We start from the raw sequence: 20,763 nt of genomic DNA, 5'->3' as shown, positions 1-20,763 counted from the left end.
CGCCGCTCTCTCTCTTTTTCAAGTATCGGATTTCCCCAAGACCGGCACCCGCTTCGGATCACCGTCCAGGCCCGCCGCTGATCGGCCGGAAAAGATCCAGCGTGCGAGAACAACAAAGTTGACCACCGGAATGAGAATGCAGGTGAGCAGTATCGGAATCGCCACCGGCAGGCCGAACTGCCCGACGAGGAGCAGCGGAAGAAGATAGGCGATGGCAAGGCCGGATCCGGTCAGCACGGCGAAACGCGGCGCCTCGAATTGATGCGAGCCGGCCGACATGAAGGTGAAGAACTTGTGGCCGAGATAGGAGAATATTGCCGCGACCGCATAGGCGGCGACGGAGGCTGTGGCCGGCGGCAGGTATGTTGACCCGGCACTGGTGAAGAGGCTGGCACAAAGCGCGTAGAGCACTGTGGCCGCGAGCCCCACCGAGGCGAATTTGAGAAGCCGGCGCGGAGCAAGTGTTCCGCGCCGGGCGGAAATGTCAGGCCGGCGCAATGCAGGCATATTGATCACCGGCTCCCCACAAAATGCTCCGGAATTGGCAATCGAACGATAGCGGGCGCTGCCTAAGGCGCCGTTAACCGCTTCGTTACAGCTTCCTGAGCGCCACTTCCTCGACCAGATGATTGGCGCCCTTGCGCAGGATGAGATCGGCGCGGGCTCGCGTCGGCAGGATGTTCTCGCGCAAATTCTTCAGATTGATGTTGGCCCACAGGCCTTCCGCGATGGCGCGGGCCGCTGCTTGAGAAAGTTGCGAATAGCGGTGGAAGAAGGAGTCCGGATCGCGGAAGGCGGTCTCGCGCAGCCGCATGAAGCGGGCGATGTACCATTGACGGATCAGCTCCTCTTCGGCATCGATATAGATGGCGAAGTCGAAGAAATCCGACAGGAAAGGCACTATCTTGCCGTCCTTCGGCAGCTTGCCCGGCTGCAGCACGTTGATGCCTTCGAAGATCAATATATCGGGCCGGTCGATGGTCTGGAACTCGCCGGGAACGACGTCGTAGGTCAGGTGCGAATAGACCGGCGCGCGGACATTGCGCTGCGCCGATTTGATGCCCGACAGGAAACGCAGCAATGCGCCGACGTCATAGCTGTCGGGAAAGCCCTTGCGTTCCATCAGATTGTTGCGGCGCAGGATTTCGTTGGGAAGCAGGAAGCCGTCTGTGGTGATCAGATCGACCTTGGGGCTCGACGGCCAGCGCGCCAGCAATTCCTTGAGCACGCGCGCCGTGGTCGATTTGCCGACCGCGACAGAGCCGGCAATGCCGATGATGAAGGGCGTCTTGACGACATCCACCGCGTTGAAGAAGGCCTGGCGCTGCCTGAACAGAAGTTGGCTCGCCTCGACATGTGCCGACAACAGCCGGGACAGCGAAAGATAGATGCGCTTGACCTCTTCGAGGTCGACCGGGTCGTTGAGCGAACGCAGGCGACGGACCTCGTCCTCGCCGAGCGTCATCGGCGTGTCGGCGCGGAACTGCGACCATTGCTCTGCCGAGAAAAACCGAAAGGGCGAATATTTCTCGGTGGGGGCGAGCTGGTCCATCGAGTTTCCTACCCTCCGCAGCGATCAGCCCCGGTCCTGCCGAGACGCCTTTTCGGCGATGCCCGAACGACCGGTGCGGCGTTCGAGTTCGGTCAGGACATCGGCAAGCGGAATGCCGGCGACGCCCAGAACGACAAGCCAATGATAGATGAGATCGGCGCTTTCCGAAACGAGGGCTTGTCTGTCACCGCCAACGGCCGCGATCACCGTTTCGACCGCCTCTTCGCCGAGCTTCTGCGCCGCCTTGTCCATGCCGCGTGCGAACAGCTTTGCCGTCCACGAATCCGGATCGCCGGAATGCGCGCGTTCCCTGATGATTGTCTCCAGATCGGAGAGCGAAAACTCAGCCATGGCGCCAATCTATCTGCTTGTTTAAGCACGTCTTTTCCGAAAACCGGTTGCCATTTTTCGCTGGCGCGGACCTTCGGTTCGGGATCATGCTTTAGAGCCGATCACCCGGGGAGTCCAGTCGCATCGGCAGGCCGGCGCGGGCCATATGCGCCTTGGCTTCGGCAATGCTGTAGGTGCCGAAATGGAAGATCGATGCCGCCAGCACCGCGCCGGCATGGCCGTCGCGAATGCCCTCGACCATGTGATCGAGCGTGCCGACGCCGCCGGAGGCGATGACCGGCGCACGCACGGCGTCGGCTACCGCGCGGGTGAGCGCGATGTCGTAGCCGGCCTTGGTGCCGTCGCGGTCCATCGACGTCAGCAGGATCTCGCCGGCGCCGCGATCGACCATCCGCTGAGCGAATTCGACCGCGTCGATGCCGGTCTTTTCGCGGCCGCCATGGGTAAAAATCTCCCAGCGGTCGGCCTCGCCTTCGCCCGATACTTTCTTGGCATCGATGGCGATGACGATGCACTGGTTGCCGAATTTGTCAGCCGCCTCGGCGACGAAATCGGGATTCTTCACCGCCGCCGTATTGATCGACACCTTGTCGGCGCCGGCCAAAAGCAGCTTTCTTATGTCGGCGACCTGTCGCACGCCGCCGCCGACGGTCAGCGGCATGAAGCATTGTTCGGCGGTGCGGGCGACGATGTCGAAGATGGTTTCGCGATTTTCGGACGAAGCGGTGATGTCGAGGAAGCAGAGTTCGTCGGCGCCAGCGGCGTCATAGGCCTTGGCCGCCTCGACCGGATCGCCGGCATCGACCAGGTCGACGAAGTTGACGCCCTTGACGACGCGGCCGTTCTTGACGTCGAGACAGGGGATGACGCGGGCTTTCAGCATCAGATCCTCGCAAGCGCGGCAAGAAAATCGCCAAGCAATTGCCCAACGACAGGCGGAACCTCGGCCTTGGCGTCAAAGGCAGGATCGTAGGCGGACAGGGTGACGCCGACGATCGGGATCGACTTGGCCAGCCCGCAAACCAGTTGCCGCAGTTGCTCCGGATTTGGACCTCCCGGCCGTGCATAGCGGTTCACTTGCAGCACATCGGGATCGTGAACATCCAGATCCAGATGCAAATGCACTTGGGCCGCGCCGGCCGCCTTTAGCTTTCCGACATTGTCGAGTGCATCGGCCCATTGGGCGCGAATGATTGGCAACGTCTCCAGAAGCCGCCTTTCATCGGGATCGACGTCGCGTGCATCGACCAGCATGCACCGCGACGGGTCGATCGCCTGGAAGCCGGGAATCGCTGACGTCATAGGGCGCCAGCAGAGCCCCAGCGTCGTCGCCAGCGCCATGCCGTCGAGAAAGCCGTAGGCGGACGTCTCGGGCGTGTTGAGATCGCCATGCTGATCGATCCAGATGATCGAATCAGCGGTATCGCCAGCCACCGCACCGGCGGCGGTCAGGCAATTTCCGGTGAGCACAATGGGAAAACGCTCATCGTCGCGCGCCATGTCGACCTTGGTGGCGACTGCCCGACAAACCGCGAAACCTGTCGCGATTTCGCGTTTCTGGGCATCGCCGACTTCGCCGATGTCCTCGACGACGACATCGTAGCCGCGAAAGGCAAGTTCATCGACGAGGCCGCCGGCAATGATGGCGTCGGGGCCCTGGCCACAGCCGGCATGATAAAGGCCGCTGTCAGAGGGTGCGAGGATGACCGAGAGTTTCATCGCGCCCTCGCCTTCTCCGGTCCTGCCGCCAGGATCGCCAGTGCCTCGGCCGGATCGATACGCCCGTCATAAAGCGCGCGGCCGGAGATGGCACCTTCGAGTTTTTGCGCATCGGGCATGGTCATGCGCACGATGTCGGCGATCGAGGCAAGCCCCCCGGAGGCGATGACCGGGATTGAAACTGCTTCGGCGAGATCGATGGTGGCATCCCAGTTTATGCCGGTCAGCACACCGTCGCGGTCGATGTCGGTGTAGATGATGGCGGCGACGCCGGCGCCCTCGAACTTCCTCGCCAGTTCGATGACGCCGAGGCTCGACGCCTCGGCCCAGCCCTCGACCGCCACCTTGCCGCCCTTGGCGTCGATGCCGACGGCGATCTTGCCCGGGAACGCCTTGCAGGCCTGCCCGACCAGATCCGGATCGCGCACCGCCACCGTGCCGAGAATGATCCGCGCCAGCCCGCGATCGAGCCAGTCCTCGACCTGCGCCAGGGTGCGGATGCCGCCGCCGAGCTGCACCGGGTTTTTCGTCGCCTTGAGGATGGCGCCGACCGCCGCGCTGTTGACGCTCTGGCCCTTGAAGGCGCCGTTGAGGTCAACGACATGCAGCCATTCAAAACCCTGTTGCTCGAAGGCCATGGCCTGCGCGGCCGGGTCGTCATTGTAGATCGTCGCGGTCGCCATATCGCCGTGCTTCAGGCGCACGCACTTGCCGTCCTTGAGGTCGATGGCCGGGAACAGGATCACTTTCAGGCGCCCTCGACGATCGCGAAATGGCCGGTCGAAGCCGCCAGTCGATTCCGTAGTGCGGTCTGATAGGCCGGCGAGTGGTAACAGTTCAGCGCTCTCTGATAAGAGTCGAACTCGACCACAACATGCCTGTCAAATTCCGATCCTTCTGGGTTTGTGACCTGTCCGCCGCGCACGAGATAGCGGCCGTCATAGCGCGAAATGGCGTCACCGATGGCGTCACGGTAGCACTGATAACCGTCGGGGTCAGTCACCGTGAGCATGACCAACCAGTAGCCTTTCTTATTCATGATCCTAGGGCCTCCAGCGCAGAAAATTGGTGATCAGCGCCAGGCCAAGCGCCTGGCTCTTTTCGGGATGAAACTGCGTGCCGGCGAGATTGCCGCTGACAACAGCGGCCGTCACCGGACCACCGTAGTCGGCAATCGCCAGCACCTCCTCCGGCTTCTGCGCGTCGAGATGGTAGGAATGAACGAAATAGGCGTGCAGTCCCTTGGCGCCGGTCGGAATGCCGGAAAACAGCGGATGCTTGCGCGTGAGCTCGATCGTGTTCCAGCCGATCTGCGGGATCTTCAGCGCAGGATCGGCCGGGGTGATCTCCTTGACGTCGCCGGCGATCCAGCCAAAACCTTTTGTAACGGTCTTTTCCAGGCCCCGCTCCGACATCAGCTGCATGCCGACGCAGATGCCGAGGAATGGCCGCCCCTTGACGATCGCGACCTCCTCGACCGCTTCCCACATGCCGGCCACAGCGCGCAGCCCGGCCGCGCAATCGGCATATGCGCCGACGCCGGGCAGGACGATGCGATCGGCGGTCCTGACACGCTCGGCATCGGCGGTCAGGTCGATCGCTGCGGCGATACCGGCTTCATGCGCGGCGCGCTCGAAGGCCTTGGTGGCCGAGCGCAGGTTGCCCGACCCGTAGTCGATGATCGCGGCCCGCATGTCAGGGTCTTCCGGGAGTGTGGTTCAACCCTAGCGCGATGCCCATATGTGTCGGCCGGGCATGGGCGGCGTCCGGAACGATGCGCGGCACTGGCGCTTGCTCGTCCGCTTGCGCTTCGGCTTCCAGCACATAGCGCGTATCGGCATCGTCGAGCCTGTTGGCCTCGACGACGCCCCATTCATGCCAGCCACGACGGCGCAGTGCGGCGATCCGCAAGGCCTGACCCTCCAGCCCGACATAGAGCGATACAAGCAGCGACAGCAGCGGGCCGGCCAGCCCAAGCCTCAGCCCTTCGGCAAGCATCGAAAGGAGAGCCATGGCGACAAACGCCAGTGCTGCCTCGATCCACAACCGGTGCCAGAGCAACCACAGCGGCGACACGAGGAAGCCGAGCCAGGAAAACCCATCCCGGACAAAGGTTACATCAGGCTTTTCGCCGCGGCCCGGCGGTTCCATCACGACGTAGACGGCCATGGCCTATCCCTTCAGAGATCCCTTGGTGGACGGAACCGCATCCGGCTGGCGCGGGTCGCTTTCAAGCGCGAAACGCAGCGCGCGCGCCACCGCCTTGAAGCAGGTCTCGGCGATGTGATGATTGTTTGCGCCGTAGTGGTTGGCGACATGCAGCGTGATGCCGGCATTCTGCGCCAGGGCCTGGAAGAATTCGCGCACCAGTTCGGTGTCGAACGTGCCGATCTTCGGCGACGAGAACGCAACGTTCCAGACAAGGAAAGGACGGCCGGAAACGTCGATCGCCGCGCGCGTCAGCGTCTCGTCCATGGCGAGATCGACCGAGGCATAGCGCATGATGCCGCGCCGCTCGCCCAACGCCTTGGCCAGCGCCTGGCCGAGCGCGATGCCGGTGTCCTCGACCGTGTGGTGGTCGTCTATGTGCAGATCGCCCTTGGCCTTGACTGTCATGTCGATCAGCGAATGGCGCGACAGCTGGTCCAGCATGTGGTCGAAGAAACCGATGCCCGTCGAAATATCGGATTTTCCCGAGCCGTCGACCTGGACCGACACGGAGATGTCGGTCTCCCCAGTCTTGCGGCTGGCGTTGGCGGAACGGGGCGGCATGACCTCATCCTTGTCCAGAGTTCAGACGTTGCAAGCGTCCACGTGCTTGAAAACGAGAGCCTTCTAGCAGCATGATCCGGCGATTGCCAGTTGCCATGCCAGGGGATATCGAGCCTGGCGGGTGACTGGTTTGCAATCATCGGACCTATGCATACATATGGCCGATCAAGTCACTCGTAACGCGCCAATCGCCTTTTCGGGACCGGTGCTGATCGGAGCAGAAGATGTCGAATGAACTGACCATGCACGCCACGACCATCGTGACGGTGCGCAAGGGCGGCAAGGTGGTGATTGCCGGCGACGGCCAGGTCAGTCTCGGCCAGACCATCATGAAGGGCAATGCCAAGAAGGTGCGCCGCATCGGCAAAAGCGGCAATGTCATTGCCGGTTTCGCCGGCGCCACCGCTGACGCCTTCACCCTTCTGGAGCGGCTGGAAGCCAAGCTCGAACAATATCCGGAGCAATTGACGCGGGCCTGCGTCGAACTCGCCAAGGACTGGCGCACCGACCGCTATCTGCGCCGGCTTGAAGCGATGATGCTGGTTGCCGACAGATCGGTTTCGCTGGCGCTGACCGGCACCGGCGACGTGCTCGAACCCGAACATGGCGTCATGGCCATCGGTTCGGGCGGCAATTACGCGCTAGCCGCGGCGCGCGCACTGATGGACACCGACAAAGATGCCGAGGAGATCGCGCGCAAGGCGATGCAGATCGCATCCGACATTTGCGTCTACACCAACAACAACTTCGTCATCGAAACGCTCGATGCCGGCTGAACCGGCCGCTGGTCATGATCCAGAAAAGTGGAAACCGGTTTTTGCTCCGCTGACCTTCGGTTCGGAGAAGATCATGGCCAAACAAGAAAATAGATACGATTTTCGGCCGGTGACGGAGTCGGACCTGCCGATGATTGCGGCATGGCTGGCCGAGCCGCATGTCGCGGAGTGGTGGGATGATCCCAAGACGGAGATCGCCCAGATCCGTCAACACATCGACAGCATTTCCGTCGAACCGCTGATCATCGAGCTCGATGGCGAGCCGATCGGCTACATGCAGAGCTACGACCCGCATCTGGAAGACGGCCATCCCTATAGCGACCAGCCGTTCGGTACGCTCGGCATAGATTTGTCGATCGGCAGGCCTGAGCTTATCGGACGCGGCCACGGCTCGGCAATTGTCCGGCAGTTCGTGGAACAGCTGTTCGAGGAAGGGGCGCCGCGTGTCATCATCGACCCGGATCCATCCAACGGACGAGCGATCCGCGCCTATGAAAAGGCCGGTTTCAGAGCTATCGATCGAAGGCAATCGGAATATGGCGACGCCGTGCTGATGGCAATCGACGCCGAAGAGGACGATATCGAATAAGGCGACGCCGAATAAAGCCGAAGAGGGGCAGTAACAGCATGAGCACAACCGGCGCCGACAAACCCGTCTCGGCCTATGAAGACAGCTGGCGGATGGGACTTCTGCTGGTCCTCGGCCTGATCATATTCCAGGCCGGAGTCCTTTACGGCATGGGCCGAACCCCGATCTGCACATGCGGGTATGTCAAGCTGTGGCACGGCATCGTGCAGAGTTCGGAGAATTCCCAGCATATTTCCGACTGGTACACATTCTCGCACCTCATCCACGGCTTCCTGTTCTATGCGCTGGCGTGGGCTCTGTTCCCGCGCTCGCCGATCGGGCTCAGGCTGGCATTTGCGGTCGTCATTGAGGGCGGTTGGGAACTTCTCGAGAACAGCCCGTTCATCATCGAGCGCTATCGCGCCGGCACAATCTCCCTCGACTACTATGGCGACAGCATCGTCAATTCGGTGGCGGACACGCTGGCGATGGTGCTGGGATTTGTGATGGCGCGCAGGCTTCCTATATGGGTGATCGTGACCCTGGCCGTCATCTTCGAATTCGGTGTCGGCTACCTCATCCGGGACAATCTGACGCTCAACGTGATCATGCTGCTGCATCCGTTCGAGTCCATCCGGCAGTGGCAAAGTGGAATTTAGGAATATGAGCACATTCTCGCCCCGTGAAATCGTTTCGGAACTCGATCGCTTCATCATCGGCCAGAAGGACGCCAAGCGCGCCGTGGCCATCGCCCTGCGCAACCGCTGGCGCCGCCAGCAGCTCGAAGGCCAGATGCGTGAAGAGGTGATGCCGAAGAACATCCTGATGATCGGCCCGACCGGCGTCGGCAAGACCGAGATCTCGCGCCGCCTGGCACGCCTTGCCGGTGCGCCGTTCGTCAAGGTCGAGGCGACCAAGTTCACCGAAGTCGGCTATGTCGGCCGCGACGTCGAGCAGATCATCCGCGACCTGGTCGAGATCGCCATCGGCCTGGTGCGCGAGAAGATGCGCGAGGATGTCAAAGCGCGCGCCCATATCAATGCCGAGGAACGTGTGCTGGAAGCGCTCGTCGGAAAGACGGCGAGCCCGGGCACACGTGACAATTTCCGCAAGAAGCTGCGCGACGGCGAGCTCGACAACAGGGAGATCGAGATCGAAGTAAGCGACACCGGCACTGGCGGCATGCCCGGCTTCGAGATTCCCGGCATGCCGGGCGCAAATATCGGCGTGTTGAACATTAACGACATGCTGTCGAAAGCGATGGGCGGCCAGAAGACCAAGACGCGCAAGACGACGGTGAAGGAATCGTACACGGTGCTGGTCGGCGACGAGTCCGACAAGCTGCTCGACCAGGACGAGGTGGTGCGCAGGGCGCTCGAATCGACCGAAAACGACGGCATCGTCTTCCTCGACGAGATCGACAAGATCGCCTCGCGGGAAGGCGGCATGGGCGCCGGTGTTTCCCGCGAAGGCGTGCAGCGCGACCTGCTGCCGCTTGTCGAAGGCACAACGGTGGCGACCAAATACGGACCGGTGAAGACCGACCACATCCTGTTCATCGCATCGGGTGCGTTTCACGTCGCCAAGCCGTCGGACCTGCTGCCGGAACTGCAGGGACGACTGCCGATCCGCGTCGAGCTGCGTGCACTCGAGAAGGACGATTTCGTCCGCATCCTGACCGAGACCGAGGCCAGCCTGATCAAGCAGTACATCGCGCTGATGAAGACTGAGGGCGTCGATCTCGTCTTCACCGACGACGCCATCGATTCGCTGGCCGGCATTGCGGTCGATCTCAATGCCAGCGTCGAGAACATCGGCGCCAGGCGGCTGCAGACGGTCATGGAGCGGGTGCTGGACGAGATCTCCTATGACGCGCCGGACCGGCACGGCACGGCGGTGACCATCGACGCAGCCTATGTGCAAAAGCATGTCGGCGACCTGTCCAGAAACACGGATTTGTCGCGTTTCATCCTGTAGCAGGCAATCCATCCCACAAGAAATGGGCCGGGGGAGCCGGCAAGTTCTGAAACGTGTGGCCAAATGGAAGCATCTGGCCAGCTTTTGTCTTGCCCGGCGCAGGGGCCCTCGACTCCACTTCCAGCTTTACCTAGTTTGCCCGGCAACTACAGCGCCGCGCATCGGTTGGGCGTGCAAGGGGCGCTATACAGTTGGTTTTGCGCATGACCCCGAAAATCGATTCCGGGGGGTCATGTGCTGTTGCAGGCGGCGGCGCATGAAAAAACTGATCCTCGTCATTCTCGGGCTGACGCTGGCGACAGCCATGTTCGCCGCCGAAGCGGCGACGATGGTGCCGCCGGGCAACAGTCATGCCGAGCAGCCCAACATACCGGGCGCCTCGAGCCGGCGCACCCAAGCCACCAACACCAGCTTCCAGGCAAAATACCGCAAGGTCTATGCGCTGCTGCAGCACGACGCCGGTCTTCGCGGCAAGATCAGCCAAGCGGCGGCGACCTATGGCATCGACCCGATGCATATCGTCGGTGCCATAGTCGGCGAGCACACCTACAATGTCGACGCCTACGACCGGCTGCAGACCTACTACGTCAAGGCGATCTCCTATCTGTCGAGCAAGCTGTCCTTCGCCTATGAAGGCGAGGACATCACCGATTTCGTGCAGCGGCCGCAATTCCAGGAATGCGCCGGCAAATCGGACAGTTACGCGCTCTGGGAATGCCGCGAGCAGGTGTGGAACCAGTCCTTTCGCGGCAAGACTGTCGGCGGTGAGAGCTTCCCCGACGACCGCTTCGGCGCCACTTTCTTCCAGCCCTATTATGCCGGCCAGACTTTTGGCCTCGGTCAGCTCAATCCGCTGACGGCGTTGCAGATGAGCGATCTCGTGCACCAGGTTTCCGGCCTGCCGAAGCTCGACGTCGGCGATCCGAACGCGGTCTACAAGACCATCATGGATCCGGACCTGACATTGGATTATGTCGCAGCGACGATCCGGAAATCGATCGATGCCTACCAGAGCATTGCCGGCTTCGACATATCGGGCAATCCCGGCATCACATCGACGCTCTACAATGTCGGCAATCCGGAACAGCGTGCCCATGCGCTGAAGGCCGAGAACGACAGGCGCCGCGACGCGGGCGAACCGGAGAAGCTGCCCGAGGAAAATTACTATGGCTGGCTGGTCAACGACAAATTGCCGGAGCTGAAGGCGCTGTTTTAGTTGTTAAATCCGACGCTTGGTACCTGACGACCACAGCCGCCCTGGGGTGGAGCCGCTGTTGGTGAGAGCCGATACAAGAGCGCAAATGCGCCAATAAGCGGACGAGGCACTCGGCCAGGGAGCCTATTGCCCTTGATGCAATGCCCTTCATCCGCACTTAGGCTCGGGGTTCGCGCCTCACTTCGGAAGCCGTTCGTAAGCGCCTAAGTTGCCCAGGAGGGTTTCCTGTGGTCCGCTTGAAGGCACGGCTGAAAGCGGCTTCGGAAGCATATCCCAGGCGCGCGGCGATGGCTGGGATCGTCAGGCTCGGGTCAAGGAGCAGGCGTTTTGCTTCGCGCATTCGGAATTCGAGCACATAGCGGGCCGGCGATACCCCAAGCACATGTGAAAAACGTTTGGCGAAGGTCGACCGCGACATGGCCGCAGTTCTCGCCAATCGGGCCAGAGACCAGTTTTCCCCCGGTCTCGTATGATGCCGAGCAGGGCGGGGCCAAGTCCTCGATCGCGCAGCGCAGCGAGCCAGCCTCGGCGATGATCATCGCTATCCCTGGCCCAATCGCGAACAATGATGCTGATGGCCGCGTCGGCCAGACGGGCCATTATTGTGGCCGAGCCGACGCTTTCTTCCGCCATCTCCGCCGCCATTACCTCCAGCAGCATGCCGAGAGATCGGATGCGGTTCGGTCCCTCGCGAAGCACAAGTTTTGCGGGCATGGTACCAATCAATCGATCGGCCAGCGGTTCCTCGAAATCCACGGTGCAGCAGAAAATGAGGGATCGGGCACCCCCGCCGCCGGTGTTGAGCGAATAGGCCCCAAGAGGGCGAGATCGGTCACCGCGCTCTCAGGGTCGTCGGCGATGACATGTTTGGTGCCATGTGGCAGGAGCACGACATCGCCCTGGTCCAGCCGCTCTGGTTCAGACCCCTCGATAAGCACCCAACAGCTGCCTTCGGCGACGAAATGGAAGCGAATTCCCTTTTGGAATTGCAGGCCGATGCCCCAAGGCCGCGTTACCTCGGCCCGGCAGTAACTCGCATCCGCTGGCCTGAGATCCCGCAGGAACTGTCCAAGAAGATGGACGACAGGATCGGCAGAATTGGATGATCGAGCATACATCTCGGACGCAGTATCATTGTTCGTCCGGCATTCCACAATAGGCTCTTCTCTGCTGCCAGCAGATTCGTGGCAACGTGGCAACATTGAGGGAGATGTCAGTGTCTTTTCCAAAGCTCGTGGCGGCGGTAGCCGCGGTTATTATCCTGCCGTCTCAGACTTACGCCCTGGAGAATACATACCTGCCCGTTGAGAAGGTGCCGTATTATGAGGAAATGCCTGACCAGCCCCACCGGCTGGGCCCCTTATGGGGCAAGCGCGATGTGGGTCCGGCTGGAACGCTGCTGAAAGTCCCGGGGGGATGGCAAGCACCGATACATGCACATACGGCAGACTATCAGGGCATTGTCATTGAGGGCACCTGGAGCCACTGGGTGCCGGAAACGGGTGAGGGCCGAAACATCGAGCTGCAGCCCGGATCATATTGGACCCAGAAGGCAGACCAGATGCATGCCGATGCCTGTATGTCGGAAAAGCAGTGCGTGATCCTTCTTATCAACACCGAACCTTATTCACTCTTTTCAAGAGCCGATAGCTGGACATCAACATGGAGCGTGACCTGGAAGGACAGAGGGTGGTTGTCGTCGGCGCGAGCTCGGGAATCGGGCATGCCGTGGCTTGGGAGGTGGCGGCCCGCGGCGCGGAGGTCGTTATGATGTCCCGCTCCATGGAGAAGCTCCAACGCGCATCAGAAGGCATGCCGGGACATGTGCGGCTTCATGCAGCCGATATGCGCGATGCGGTTGGCGTCGCCAATGCCCTTGCCGATTACGACACAATTGACCATCTGGTCCTCACTGCAGTCGCCGACGAACTGGCGCGGGCAAAGCCGCTCGCCGATCTGACGGATGAGGATGTCGAACGCAGCTTCGACAAGATGCGAGGTTACTTCACAGTCGTGCAGGCTGCAGCGCATCGCCTTTCGCCAACTGGCTCGATCGTGATGATGTGCGGCGCGGCGGCGGTCCGCCCTCCCGCTATGGGGTTCTCCCTTCTTGCCGCTGAAGGTGCTTCCATTCCGGGTTTCGGCAAGGCGCTTGCCAGGGAGCTTTCACCCGTTCGCGTGACCGTGGTCATGGCAGGGCTGGTGGATACGCCTATAAACAGCGCACGCCGTGAGCAAAGTGCCAAGTGGGCTGAAACCTCGCTGCCCGCTCGCCGCTTTGGACAGCCGGAAGATTTGGCGGATGCGATTATCTTCGCAATGCGCAATCCATATACGACAGGTGGAATTCTGGTTGTGGATGGAGGCCTGCTGATTGCCTGACAAAGACAGAGCTTGCCTTCGTCTGGGCGCGTTCCGTCATTTCTTCCAATAGTTCGGGGAACCCGCCGCGGCTCACGCCGCCAGCAGCGACTTCAGCTTGATCGTTTGCGAGCCGAGCGCCTCAGGCGCCGGCTTTGCCCTCTTGGCGATCAGCATCTCGGCCAGCCTTATGTCGCGGCCGACCGAATTGCCTGGGCCGATGCCGCTCGCCGCGACCAGCCTGCCGTCCTCGGCGAGGTGGAACAGGATGAAGGCGCCATCGTCGAGGTCGCGGCGCACAACCTTGCTGCCCTCGTCCGACAGGCCTGATATCTGCAAGGTCAGGTCGTATTGATCCGACCAGAACCATGGCACCGCCGCGTGGCTTTCACCGGCGCCAAGCATGTTCCTGGCCGCAAGCGCGCCATGCTCCTGCGCGTTCCGCCAGGCTTCCAGCCGCACGCGCCGGCCGCCATAGACGGCAAGCGGAAACGAGCAGCAATCGCCGGCGGCGAAGATGTCCGGATCGCTGGTGCGAAGCTCGGCATCGACAGCTATGCCGTTGTCGATCGTCAGCCCCGCTTCCGCGGCAAGTCCGGTCACCGGCACGGCGCCGATGCCGATCACTGCCAGGTCGGCGACGATGTCCTTTCCGCTGGCAAGCGCGATGCGCACCCCGGCGCCGTCGTCGGCGATCGCCGCGATGCCGTCGCCGCACAGGATTTTGACGCCTTCGGCTTCATGCGCCTCGTGGATGATTTTGGCGATCTCGGCCGGCACGCCGCGCATCAGGATCCGCGGCTGCGCCTCGATGACGGTGACCGTGGCCCCCAGCCTGCGTGCCGCGGCGGCGAGCTCAAGACCGATGAAGCCGCCGCCGACGATGGCGATACGGTTTCCGGCGCTGAGATGCGCGCGAATGGCCAGCGCGTCATTGAAGGTCCGGAGGTAGACGCAGCGCGCGCCAAGCCCCGGCATCGGCAGCTTACGCGGGGTTGAGCCGGTCGCCAGCAAGAGTTTGTCGTAAGGCAGGACCGAACCGTCCGACAGGTGCACGACGTGCGCCGCGCAGTCGATCGCCATCGCCTGAACCGAATGGATATGCCGGATCGACCTCTCGGCCAGTATTTCATCGCTGGCGATCGCCTTGATCTCGGGCGCGTCGCCGGCCATCGCGTCTTTCGACAGCGGCGGCCGCTCATAGGGCAGATGCGGTTCGTCGCCGACCAGCGTCACCGGCCCGTCATAGCCGAGATCGCGCAGCGCCAAGGCAGCCCGTCCACCGCATTCGCCGGCACCGATGATGACCATCCCCTTCGTCATCACCGTCACCCGATCCGAATGAGGATTTTGCCGGCGTCGAGCTTGACCGGATAAGTTCTGAGATTGACGCAGACCGGCGCACCCCTCGCCGCCCCGGTCTTGTAGCTGAAGCGGCCATTGTGCTTCGGGCATTCGACGATGTCGTCCATCACCAGCCCATCGGCCAGGTGCACCTTCTCATGCGTGCAAAGACCGTCCGTCGCGAAATATTCGTCGTCGGGGCTGCGATAGATGGCGAAGGTGCGGCCGCCATGGTCGAACCGCATCACGTCCTCTTCGTCGATGTCTCCGGCGTCGCAGGCTTCGACCCAGTCGCTCATCAGTCCTCCCGGCAGAATTTTGCTTGGTTAGCTTGCCCGGCATGTTGCCTGGCATGGGCGCATATCATTCCGCTGCTGCCGCGACAGCATCGTTGTCGTTGTGAAATTCCTCGCGATAGGGCTTCGCGGTCGGCGGCAGTTCGCGCTTGAGGAAATAGTCTTCATTGCGCAGCTGGCGCAGGAAGGCAGGCACCATCTCGCGATAGCCGGCCAGGATCGACTGCGTCGGCGCTGGCAGGTCGTGCTTGATAATCTCGTGCAGCCTGGGCAGCGCGTGGTAGGGCACCATCGGGAACATATGGTGCTCGACATGGTAGTTCATGTTCCAGTAGACGAAGCGGCTGATCGGGTTCATGTAGACGGTGCGGCTGTTGAGGCGATGGTCGACGACATTTTCGGCGAGGCCGCCATGCTGCAGCAGGCCGGTCATGACATGATGCCAGGCGCCGTAAAGCCGGGGCAGACCGACCAGCATCAAGGGCAGGAACGACCCGCTATAAATTGCCAGCACGATGGTCGCGGCATAGATCGCGGTCCAGATGCGGGCAATGCGGATCGCCTTTGGCTGCTCCTGCTCGGGAATGAAGGTCTCTTCCGCCGGGCTGATGATGCCGGCCGCATTGCGCACCATGTCGCTCATGGCATGCCAGGCATCGACAATGCCGAAGAAATTGAGCACGACGCGCAACAGGTCCGGTGGGCGCATCACCGCGATTTCTGGATCGCGGCCGACGATGATCGTATCGGTGTGATGCCGGGTATGGCTCCAGCGCCAGGTCACCGGATTGCGCATGATCATAAAGCAGGCGAGCTGATAGATCACGTCGTTCATCCACTGCGTCCTGAACGCGGTGCCGTGACCGCATTCGTGCCAGCGGGAATCGGTGGAAGAGCCGTAAAGGACGCCATAGACGAAGAAGAACGGCACGCACCACCAGGTGCCCCAGAACCAGGCGCCGCCTGCGCCGCTAAGGATCAGGACGGCGAGCCAGATGATGGTGTCGCGGATCGCCAGGCCGTCGGAGCGCTGCATTAGCTCCTTCATCTGCTTGCGCGGGATGTCGGTATGATACCATTCGGCCGCCGCCAGCCCGGTCTCGACGGCGAGCTTTGCGTCGCGGCCGATCAGGCTGTAGTCGCGCCGGGACGGTGCTGCGTCCAACATTGCGTCCATGAGAGTGCCTCCACCAGCGTCCTGCAATCCGCCCGGTCAATGACCAGGCCGTGGTTGCAGGCCTCGTAGCCTAGAAGTAACGCCAAGCCATGATAGGCTCAATATCACAAAGATGGTTTCTATCATTTTCCATCAGAATGATGTAAACCAATTTGGCAAGCGGAGAGACAGCCATGGCAAAACGGCCGACCATCACCGATCTGGCGCGCACCTCCGGCGTCAGCGTCGCCACCGTCGACCGGGTACTGAACAACCGCCTGCCGGTGCGCGAGGAAACCGCGCGCCGCGTCTATGAGGCCGCCACCAGCATCGGCTACCACGCCGCCGGGCTGATCAAGCAGCGGATGCGCCAGGAACTGCCGGAATATCGGCTCGGCTTTCTGCTGCTGAGGGGCAATGATGTTTTCTACAGCGATTTCGCGCGGGAACTCGAACTGGCGGTGTCGCAATCGCAGCGCTTCCGCGGCGTCGCAACCATCGATTTCGCCAGTTCGCTGGCCCCCGACGAGATCGCCGCCCAGATGCGCAAGCTGGCGGCGAAATCCAGGGCGGTCGCCCTTGTCGGTCCGGACCATCCGACGCTGACGGCAGCCGTCGAGACCCTGAAGGCAAGGGGGCAACCCGTCTTCTCCCTGCTATCCGACTTTGCCGCCGGCATCCGCGAGGGCTATGTCGGCCTCGACAACCGCAAGGTCGGTCGTACCGCGGCCTGGATGATCGCCAGGGCGGCGAGGAAGCCTGGCAAGGTAGCGCTTTTTGTCGGCAGCCATCGCTTCCATGGCCATGAGCTACGCGAGATCGGCTTCAGATCATTTTTCCGCGAGCATGCGCCGGAATTCACGGTGATGGAGACGCTGGTCAACCTGGAAGCCAACCAGGTGACCCATGATGCGATGATCGATCTTCTGGCGCGGTACCCGGATCTTGCCGGCTGCTACGTCGCCGGCGGCGGCATGGAAGGCGCGGTTTCCGCGCTCAGGGCAGCGAGGCCCGTAAATATGCCGGTGGTGGTTTGCAATGAGATCAACGCCGAGTCGCGCGCGGCGCTCGCCGACAACATCCTGACCATGGTGATTTCGACGCCGCTGGCAGCATTATGCCGCGAGCTTGTCGATCTGATGGCGCATGCCATCGAGGCAGGCGCTGCCAACGCGCCGGGCCAGACCTTCCTGCCCTTCGACATCTATCTGCCGGAAAACATCTAGATTCGGGCAAAACATCTAGGCTCAGCCAATGCTCCAGGTTCAGATCGGGCACCACAATGCATCGGCAATGATGTGAACCATCAGCCTGATGGATTCTTGCAGAAGATTTGCCGGCGCTCAGCCGCGTTGTCCGAAAATCCGCCATCCGATTTCGGAATCTCCTTGACGCCCGCAGGCGGAATGGAATAAATATTTCACCAGATAGGTATTTTGGTTCTTTCGTTCCGGAACATCTGTTTCAAGCAGAGGACTTGGCGTTCCAGCCAGCGCGGAAATCGCCATCGGGAACGGAGATGGCAATCGGGAGAGATTCCCCTGGAGATCGGGGATTCCGGGTAGATCGGTGCAGCCGGACACCAATTCTGTGGAGGAGAGATAAAATGAAGAAACTGCTGTTGGGCGCCGCATTCTTGGCGCTGATGAGCTCGTCCGCCCTCGCTGCCAAAATCGGCGTGTCAATGGCGCTGTTCGACGACAATTTTCTCACCGTGCTGCGCAACGGCATGATCGAGCAGGCCAAGGGCATGGACGGCGTGGAGCTGCAGGTCGAGGACGCGCAGAACGACGTCGCCAAGCAGCTCGACCAGATCAAGAACTTTGTCGCCTCGGGCGTCGACGCGATCATCGTCAATCCGGTCGACACCTCGGCCACCCAGGCAATGTCGGACGCCGCCGCTGCGGCCAATGTTCCGCTGGTCTATGTCAACCGCGAACCGGTCAATGTCGACACGCTGCCGGACAACCAGGCCTTCGTCGCCTCGAACGAGGTTGAGTCAGGCACTCTCGAGACCCAGGAAGTCTGCCGCCTGTTCAAGGAAGCCGGCAAGACCGAGGCCAATGTCTACGTGATCATGGGCGAGCTGTCGAACCAGGCCGCGGTGCAGCGCACCAAGGACATTGACGATGTGATCGCCACTCCGGAATGCAGCTTCATCAAGATCATCGACAAGCAGACGTCGAACTGGAAACGCGAGGAAGCGCAGAACCTGATGACCAACTGGCTGTCGACCGGCAAGCCGTTCGACGGTGTGATCGCCAACAATGACGAAAGCGCCATCGGTGCGATCCAGGCCATGAAGGCTGCCAACATCGATATGAAGTCGGTTGTCGTCGGCGGCGTGGACGCCACTCAGGACGCGCTTGCCGCGATGCAGGCGGGCGATCTCGACGTCACCGTATTCCAGGATGCGGCCGGCCAGGGTGCCGGGGCGCTGGACGCGGCGCTCAAGCTTTCCAAGGGCGAGGCGGTTGAACAGAAGGTCTACATCCCCTTCCAGCTGGTCACGCCGGCAAACATCGAGAAGTTCCTGCAGAAGAACTGAGGCAGAGGACCCGTTTTTCGATAGGGAGCGGCGCGGCAGAGCATCGGACCGGTTTGAGAATCCGATGTCGAAAAAACAAAAAGGCGCCGCTCCTCCTTTCCCTTATCGCCGAAACAGCCGGCGGGAGGGCGACTGCGGCTGATGGAGGATTAAGATTTGGCACAGACAACCCATGGCGTCGGCGGACTCAGCTATGATGCGAAGAAGCGCACATGGCCTGCCGAATTCAACGTTTTCCTGGCGCTCATCATCCTCGTCGGCGCCTTCGAGCTGATAGGCCGCGTCTTTCTTGGCGACAGCTTCCTGTTCAACACCCGCGCCAATGTCGATACGATCTTCAACGAGGCGCGCCTGCAGATCATCATCCTGCAGGTATCGATCGTCGGCATCATCGCCATCGGCGTGACGCAAGTGATCATTTCCGGCGGCATCGATCTTTCCTCTGGTTCGGTCGTCGGCGCCACGGCGATGATCGCCATGAGCTTCGCCCAGGTGGCGACGGTCAACGGCAACCCTAACCCCAAGGCGATGTTCATCGAGCAGGGCTGGACCGACCTGCCGGTGATCGTGCCGGTGCTTGTCGCGATCGGCTGCGGGCTGCTGGCGGGCCTGATCAACGGCACGCTGGTCGCCTACACCCGCATTCCGCCGTTCATCGCCACGCTTGGCATGATGGTCACCGCGCGCGGCGTCGCCAAATGGTGGTCCAAGGGGCAGCCGATCTCGTTTCCCACCGAAAGTTTCGCCGCCATCGGCAAGGGGCTGATGCCGGTCATCATCTTCATATCGCTGGCGATTTTGTTCCAGCTGATCCTGTCATACACCAGGTACGGCAAGCACTGTTATGCCATCGGCTCCAACGAGGACGCCGCCCGCATGTCCGGCATAAATGTCCAGAACCACAAGATCCTCGTCTTCGTCATTGCCGGCATCCTCGCCTCGCTTGCTGCCGTGGTGCTGAGCTCCAAGAACCTCACCGCTCAGGCCGGCATGGGCGTGATGTACGAACTGGACGCGATCGCCATGGCGGTCATCGGCGGCGTCTCGCTCTCTGGCGGCCGCGGCTCGATCATCGGAACGGTGATCGGTGCGCTGATCTTCGGCGTCATCATCTCCGGCTTCACCTTCCTGCGCCTCGACGCCTACTACCAGGAGATGGTCAAGGGTGTGATCATCATCGGCGCAGTCGTTCTCGATCAGTGGCGCCAGCGCCTGCGGGCAATGAGGGCTTGATCATGTCAGACATCGTCCTGAAGACCGAAAACCTGACCAAATACTATGGCGGCGTGCATGCGCTCGAAGGCGCGAACTTCGAACTGCGCAAGGGCGAGCATGTCGCCATCATGGGCGACAACGGCGCCGGCAAATCGACCTTCGTGCGCCAGATCACGGCCGTCGAGCAGCGCACCAGCGGCAAGGTCTGGTTCGACGGCAAGGAAGTGAACTTCGCCGGCCCGATCGCCGCGCGCGAGGCGGGCATCGAAACGGTGTTCCAGAACCTTGCGCTCGCCGACGATCTCGACGTGCCGTCGAACCTGTTTCTCGGCCGCGAAAAGGTGCTTTTCAATCTCGGGCCGTTCTCGATCCTCGATCGCAAGTTCATGCGTAAGGCGACCGAGGCAGCGCTGATCCGCACGGCGGTCAAGATTCCCAACCTTTCCAACACCATCCGCCACATGTCGGGGGGCCAGCGCCAGTGCGTGGCAATCGCCAGAACCGCGACTTTTGCGTCCAAGCTCATCATCATGGACGAGCCGACGGCAGCACTTGGTGTGCAGGAGACGATGCAGGTCGAAAACATCATCCGCACGCTGAAAGCCAATGGCGAGCCGCTGATCCTGATCAGTCACAACATGCGCCAGGTGTTTGATCTGGTCGACCGCATCGTCGTCTTCCGACGCGGCCGCATCGTCGCCAATCTGCGCAAGCAGGACACCGACGGCAACGACGTCGTCTCATACATCACCGGCGCCAAGACCGGGGAGGCAGAACTTGCGGCCTAAGGCGAATGCCGGCGCGGCGGGTCATCGGCCCGTCGCCGAGCAACCGCAATAAGAAAATCTACTGCGCCTTGCCATGAACGGTGCAGTAAAGACGCACTTTCATTTCGAACAATCCTCAAAGGAA

Annotated in this window: 26 protein-coding genes and 1 pseudogene; 11 read left to right on the top strand and 16 right to left on the bottom strand. The window is 61.7% G+C overall.

Annotation, left to right across the window (positions count from 1 at the left end):
- Positions 1-18 precede the first annotated feature (18 nt).
- The 10 genes from ACWTU7_RS09310 to hisB all read right to left on the bottom strand — a co-directional run bounded on the left by ACWTU7_RS09310 (position 19) and on the right by hisB (position 6,394).
- Positions 19-507: a GtrA family protein gene (locus ACWTU7_RS09310; protein ID WP_455839692.1), complete on the bottom strand. Its 489-nt coding sequence runs from the start codon at positions 505-507 to the stop codon at positions 19-21.
- Positions 508-592: 85 nt separating this feature from the next.
- The gene (gene coaA / locus ACWTU7_RS09305; RefSeq protein WP_455839693.1) at positions 593-1,552 is read right to left on the bottom strand and encodes a type I pantothenate kinase; all 960 of its coding nucleotides are present in this window, start codon (positions 1,550-1,552) and stop codon (positions 593-595) included.
- Positions 1,553-1,576: 24 nt separating this feature from the next.
- The gene (locus tag ACWTU7_RS09300) at positions 1,577-1,903 is read right to left on the bottom strand and encodes a phosphoribosyl-ATP diphosphatase (protein ID WP_029347429.1); all 327 of its coding nucleotides are present in this window, start codon (positions 1,901-1,903) and stop codon (positions 1,577-1,579) included.
- 91 nt (positions 1,904-1,994) lie between these two features.
- Positions 1,995-2,786, bottom strand: a complete 792-nt coding sequence (hisF, locus tag ACWTU7_RS09295; RefSeq protein ID WP_455839694.1) for an imidazole glycerol phosphate synthase subunit HisF — start codon at positions 2,784-2,786, stop codon at positions 1,995-1,997.
- Entirely contained in the window at positions 2,786-3,622 is an 837-nt protein-coding gene (locus ACWTU7_RS09290) for an arginase family protein (protein ID WP_455839695.1), read from the bottom strand. Before ACWTU7_RS09290 ends, hisF begins: the two co-directional genes overlap by 1 nt.
- Complete coding sequence (gene hisA, locus ACWTU7_RS09285; RefSeq protein WP_455839696.1) at positions 3,619-4,368, bottom strand: 1-(5-phosphoribosyl)-5-[(5-phosphoribosylamino)methylideneamino]imidazole-4-carboxamide isomerase; 750 nt, start codon at positions 4,366-4,368, stop codon at positions 3,619-3,621. The genes ACWTU7_RS09290 and hisA overlap by 4 nt, the downstream gene beginning before the upstream one ends.
- Before the next feature lie 2 nt (positions 4,369-4,370).
- Complete coding sequence (locus ACWTU7_RS09280; protein ID WP_455839697.1) at positions 4,371-4,661, bottom strand: DUF1330 domain-containing protein; 291 nt, start codon at positions 4,659-4,661, stop codon at positions 4,371-4,373.
- A 4-nt stretch (positions 4,662-4,665) separates the two neighbouring features.
- Positions 4,666-5,316 carry an imidazole glycerol phosphate synthase subunit HisH gene (hisH, locus tag ACWTU7_RS09275; protein ID WP_065011533.1) on the bottom strand — a complete coding sequence of 217 codons (651 nt, stop codon included), beginning with the start codon at positions 5,314-5,316 and terminating at the stop codon, positions 4,666-4,668.
- 1 nt (position 5,317) lies between these two features.
- A complete protein-coding gene (locus ACWTU7_RS09270) occupies positions 5,318-5,791 on the bottom strand; it encodes a DUF2628 domain-containing protein (protein ID WP_065011534.1) in 474 nt (157 codons plus the stop codon).
- A 3-nt stretch (positions 5,792-5,794) separates the two neighbouring features.
- Positions 5,795-6,394: an imidazoleglycerol-phosphate dehydratase HisB gene (gene hisB / locus ACWTU7_RS09265; protein WP_455839698.1), complete on the bottom strand. Its 600-nt coding sequence runs from the start codon at positions 6,392-6,394 to the stop codon at positions 5,795-5,797.
- A gap of 224 nt (positions 6,395-6,618) precedes the next feature.
- On the opposite strand from hisB, the gene hslV reads away from it, so the two are divergent.
- The 5 genes from hslV to ACWTU7_RS09240 all read left to right on the top strand — a co-directional run bounded on the left by hslV (position 6,619) and on the right by ACWTU7_RS09240 (position 10,931).
- Positions 6,619-7,170, top strand: coding sequence for an ATP-dependent protease subunit HslV (gene hslV / locus ACWTU7_RS09260; protein ID WP_065011536.1), 552 nt, complete (start codon positions 6,619-6,621; stop codon positions 7,168-7,170).
- A 73-nt stretch (positions 7,171-7,243) separates the two neighbouring features.
- The gene (locus tag ACWTU7_RS09255) at positions 7,244-7,759 is read left to right on the top strand and encodes a GNAT family N-acetyltransferase (RefSeq protein ID WP_455839699.1); all 516 of its coding nucleotides are present in this window, start codon (positions 7,244-7,246) and stop codon (positions 7,757-7,759) included.
- Between the two features lie 38 nt (positions 7,760-7,797).
- Positions 7,798-8,397, top strand: coding sequence for a DUF2585 domain-containing protein (locus ACWTU7_RS09250; RefSeq protein WP_455839700.1), 600 nt, complete (start codon positions 7,798-7,800; stop codon positions 8,395-8,397).
- Positions 8,398-8,401: 4 nt separating this feature from the next.
- Positions 8,402-9,715 carry an ATP-dependent protease ATPase subunit HslU gene (hslU, locus tag ACWTU7_RS09245; protein ID WP_455839701.1) on the top strand — a complete coding sequence of 438 codons (1,314 nt, stop codon included), beginning with the start codon at positions 8,402-8,404 and terminating at the stop codon, positions 9,713-9,715.
- 256 nt (positions 9,716-9,971) lie between these two features.
- Entirely contained in the window at positions 9,972-10,931 is a 960-nt protein-coding gene (locus ACWTU7_RS09240) for a DUF1402 family protein (protein WP_455839702.1), read from the top strand.
- A gap of 157 nt (positions 10,932-11,088) precedes the next feature.
- Here ACWTU7_RS09240 and ACWTU7_RS09235 read toward each other — a convergent pair whose 3' ends face one another.
- The 3 genes and pseudogenes from ACWTU7_RS09235 to ACWTU7_RS09225 form a co-directional block, all read right to left on the bottom strand.
- A complete protein-coding gene (locus ACWTU7_RS09235) occupies positions 11,089-11,454 on the bottom strand; it encodes a helix-turn-helix transcriptional regulator (RefSeq protein ID WP_455839720.1) in 366 nt (121 codons plus the stop codon).
- 38 nt (positions 11,455-11,492) lie between these two features.
- Positions 11,493-11,720 (bottom strand): annotated as a pseudogene (locus ACWTU7_RS09230) (cupin domain-containing protein); the annotation flags it as partial.
- Positions 11,654-12,049 (bottom strand): cupin domain-containing protein, encoded by a 396-nt coding sequence (locus tag ACWTU7_RS09225; protein ID WP_455846512.1) that lies wholly within the window; start codon positions 12,047-12,049, stop codon positions 11,654-11,656. The pseudogene ACWTU7_RS09230 and the gene ACWTU7_RS09225, both read right to left, overlap by 67 nt.
- Positions 12,050-12,141: 92 nt before the next feature.
- Between ACWTU7_RS09225 and ACWTU7_RS09220 the strand changes: the two genes are divergently transcribed.
- Positions 12,142-12,702, top strand: a complete 561-nt coding sequence (locus ACWTU7_RS09220) for a DUF4437 domain-containing protein (protein ID WP_455846511.1) — start codon at positions 12,142-12,144, stop codon at positions 12,700-12,702.
- Positions 12,594-13,313, top strand: a complete 720-nt coding sequence (locus ACWTU7_RS09215; protein WP_455839703.1) for an SDR family oxidoreductase — start codon at positions 12,594-12,596, stop codon at positions 13,311-13,313. Before ACWTU7_RS09220 ends, ACWTU7_RS09215 begins: the two co-directional genes overlap by 109 nt.
- Positions 13,314-13,385: 72 nt before the next feature.
- Here ACWTU7_RS09215 and ACWTU7_RS09210 read toward each other — a convergent pair whose 3' ends face one another.
- From ACWTU7_RS09210 to ACWTU7_RS09200, 3 genes are all read right to left on the bottom strand, one after another.
- Positions 13,386-14,615 (bottom strand): NAD(P)/FAD-dependent oxidoreductase, encoded by a 1,230-nt coding sequence (locus tag ACWTU7_RS09210; protein ID WP_455839704.1) that lies wholly within the window; start codon positions 14,613-14,615, stop codon positions 13,386-13,388.
- A gap of 5 nt (positions 14,616-14,620) precedes the next feature.
- Positions 14,621-14,935, bottom strand: coding sequence for a MocE family 2Fe-2S type ferredoxin (locus tag ACWTU7_RS09205; RefSeq protein ID WP_455839705.1), 315 nt, complete (start codon positions 14,933-14,935; stop codon positions 14,621-14,623).
- Positions 14,936-14,999: 64 nt separating this feature from the next.
- A complete protein-coding gene (locus tag ACWTU7_RS09200; RefSeq protein WP_455839706.1) occupies positions 15,000-16,109 on the bottom strand; it encodes a fatty acid desaturase family protein in 1,110 nt (369 codons plus the stop codon).
- Positions 16,110-16,282: 173 nt separating this feature from the next.
- Here ACWTU7_RS09200 and ACWTU7_RS09195 point away from each other — a divergent pair, with 173 nt between their 5' ends.
- The 4 genes from ACWTU7_RS09195 (at position 16,283) to ACWTU7_RS09180 (ending at position 20,639) form a co-directional block, all read left to right on the top strand.
- Positions 16,283-17,314, top strand: coding sequence for a LacI family DNA-binding transcriptional regulator (locus ACWTU7_RS09195; protein ID WP_065011547.1), 1,032 nt, complete (start codon positions 16,283-16,285; stop codon positions 17,312-17,314).
- A gap of 380 nt (positions 17,315-17,694) precedes the next feature.
- Entirely contained in the window at positions 17,695-18,636 is a 942-nt protein-coding gene (locus ACWTU7_RS09190; protein ID WP_029347393.1) for a sugar ABC transporter substrate-binding protein, read from the top strand.
- A gap of 156 nt (positions 18,637-18,792) precedes the next feature.
- Positions 18,793-19,869 carry an ABC transporter permease gene (locus tag ACWTU7_RS09185; RefSeq protein ID WP_065011676.1) on the top strand — a complete coding sequence of 359 codons (1,077 nt, stop codon included), beginning with the start codon at positions 18,793-18,795 and terminating at the stop codon, positions 19,867-19,869.
- 2 nt (positions 19,870-19,871) lie between these two features.
- Positions 19,872-20,639 carry an ATP-binding cassette domain-containing protein gene (locus ACWTU7_RS09180; RefSeq protein ID WP_029347391.1) on the top strand — a complete coding sequence of 256 codons (768 nt, stop codon included), beginning with the start codon at positions 19,872-19,874 and terminating at the stop codon, positions 20,637-20,639.
- The last annotated feature ends 124 nt before the right edge of the window (positions 20,640-20,763 follow it).

The organism is Mesorhizobium sp. BHscii, assembly GCF_053848065.1.
Note: the sequence above shows the minus strand (reverse complement) of the source record. Positions and strands in the feature narration are given on the sequence as shown.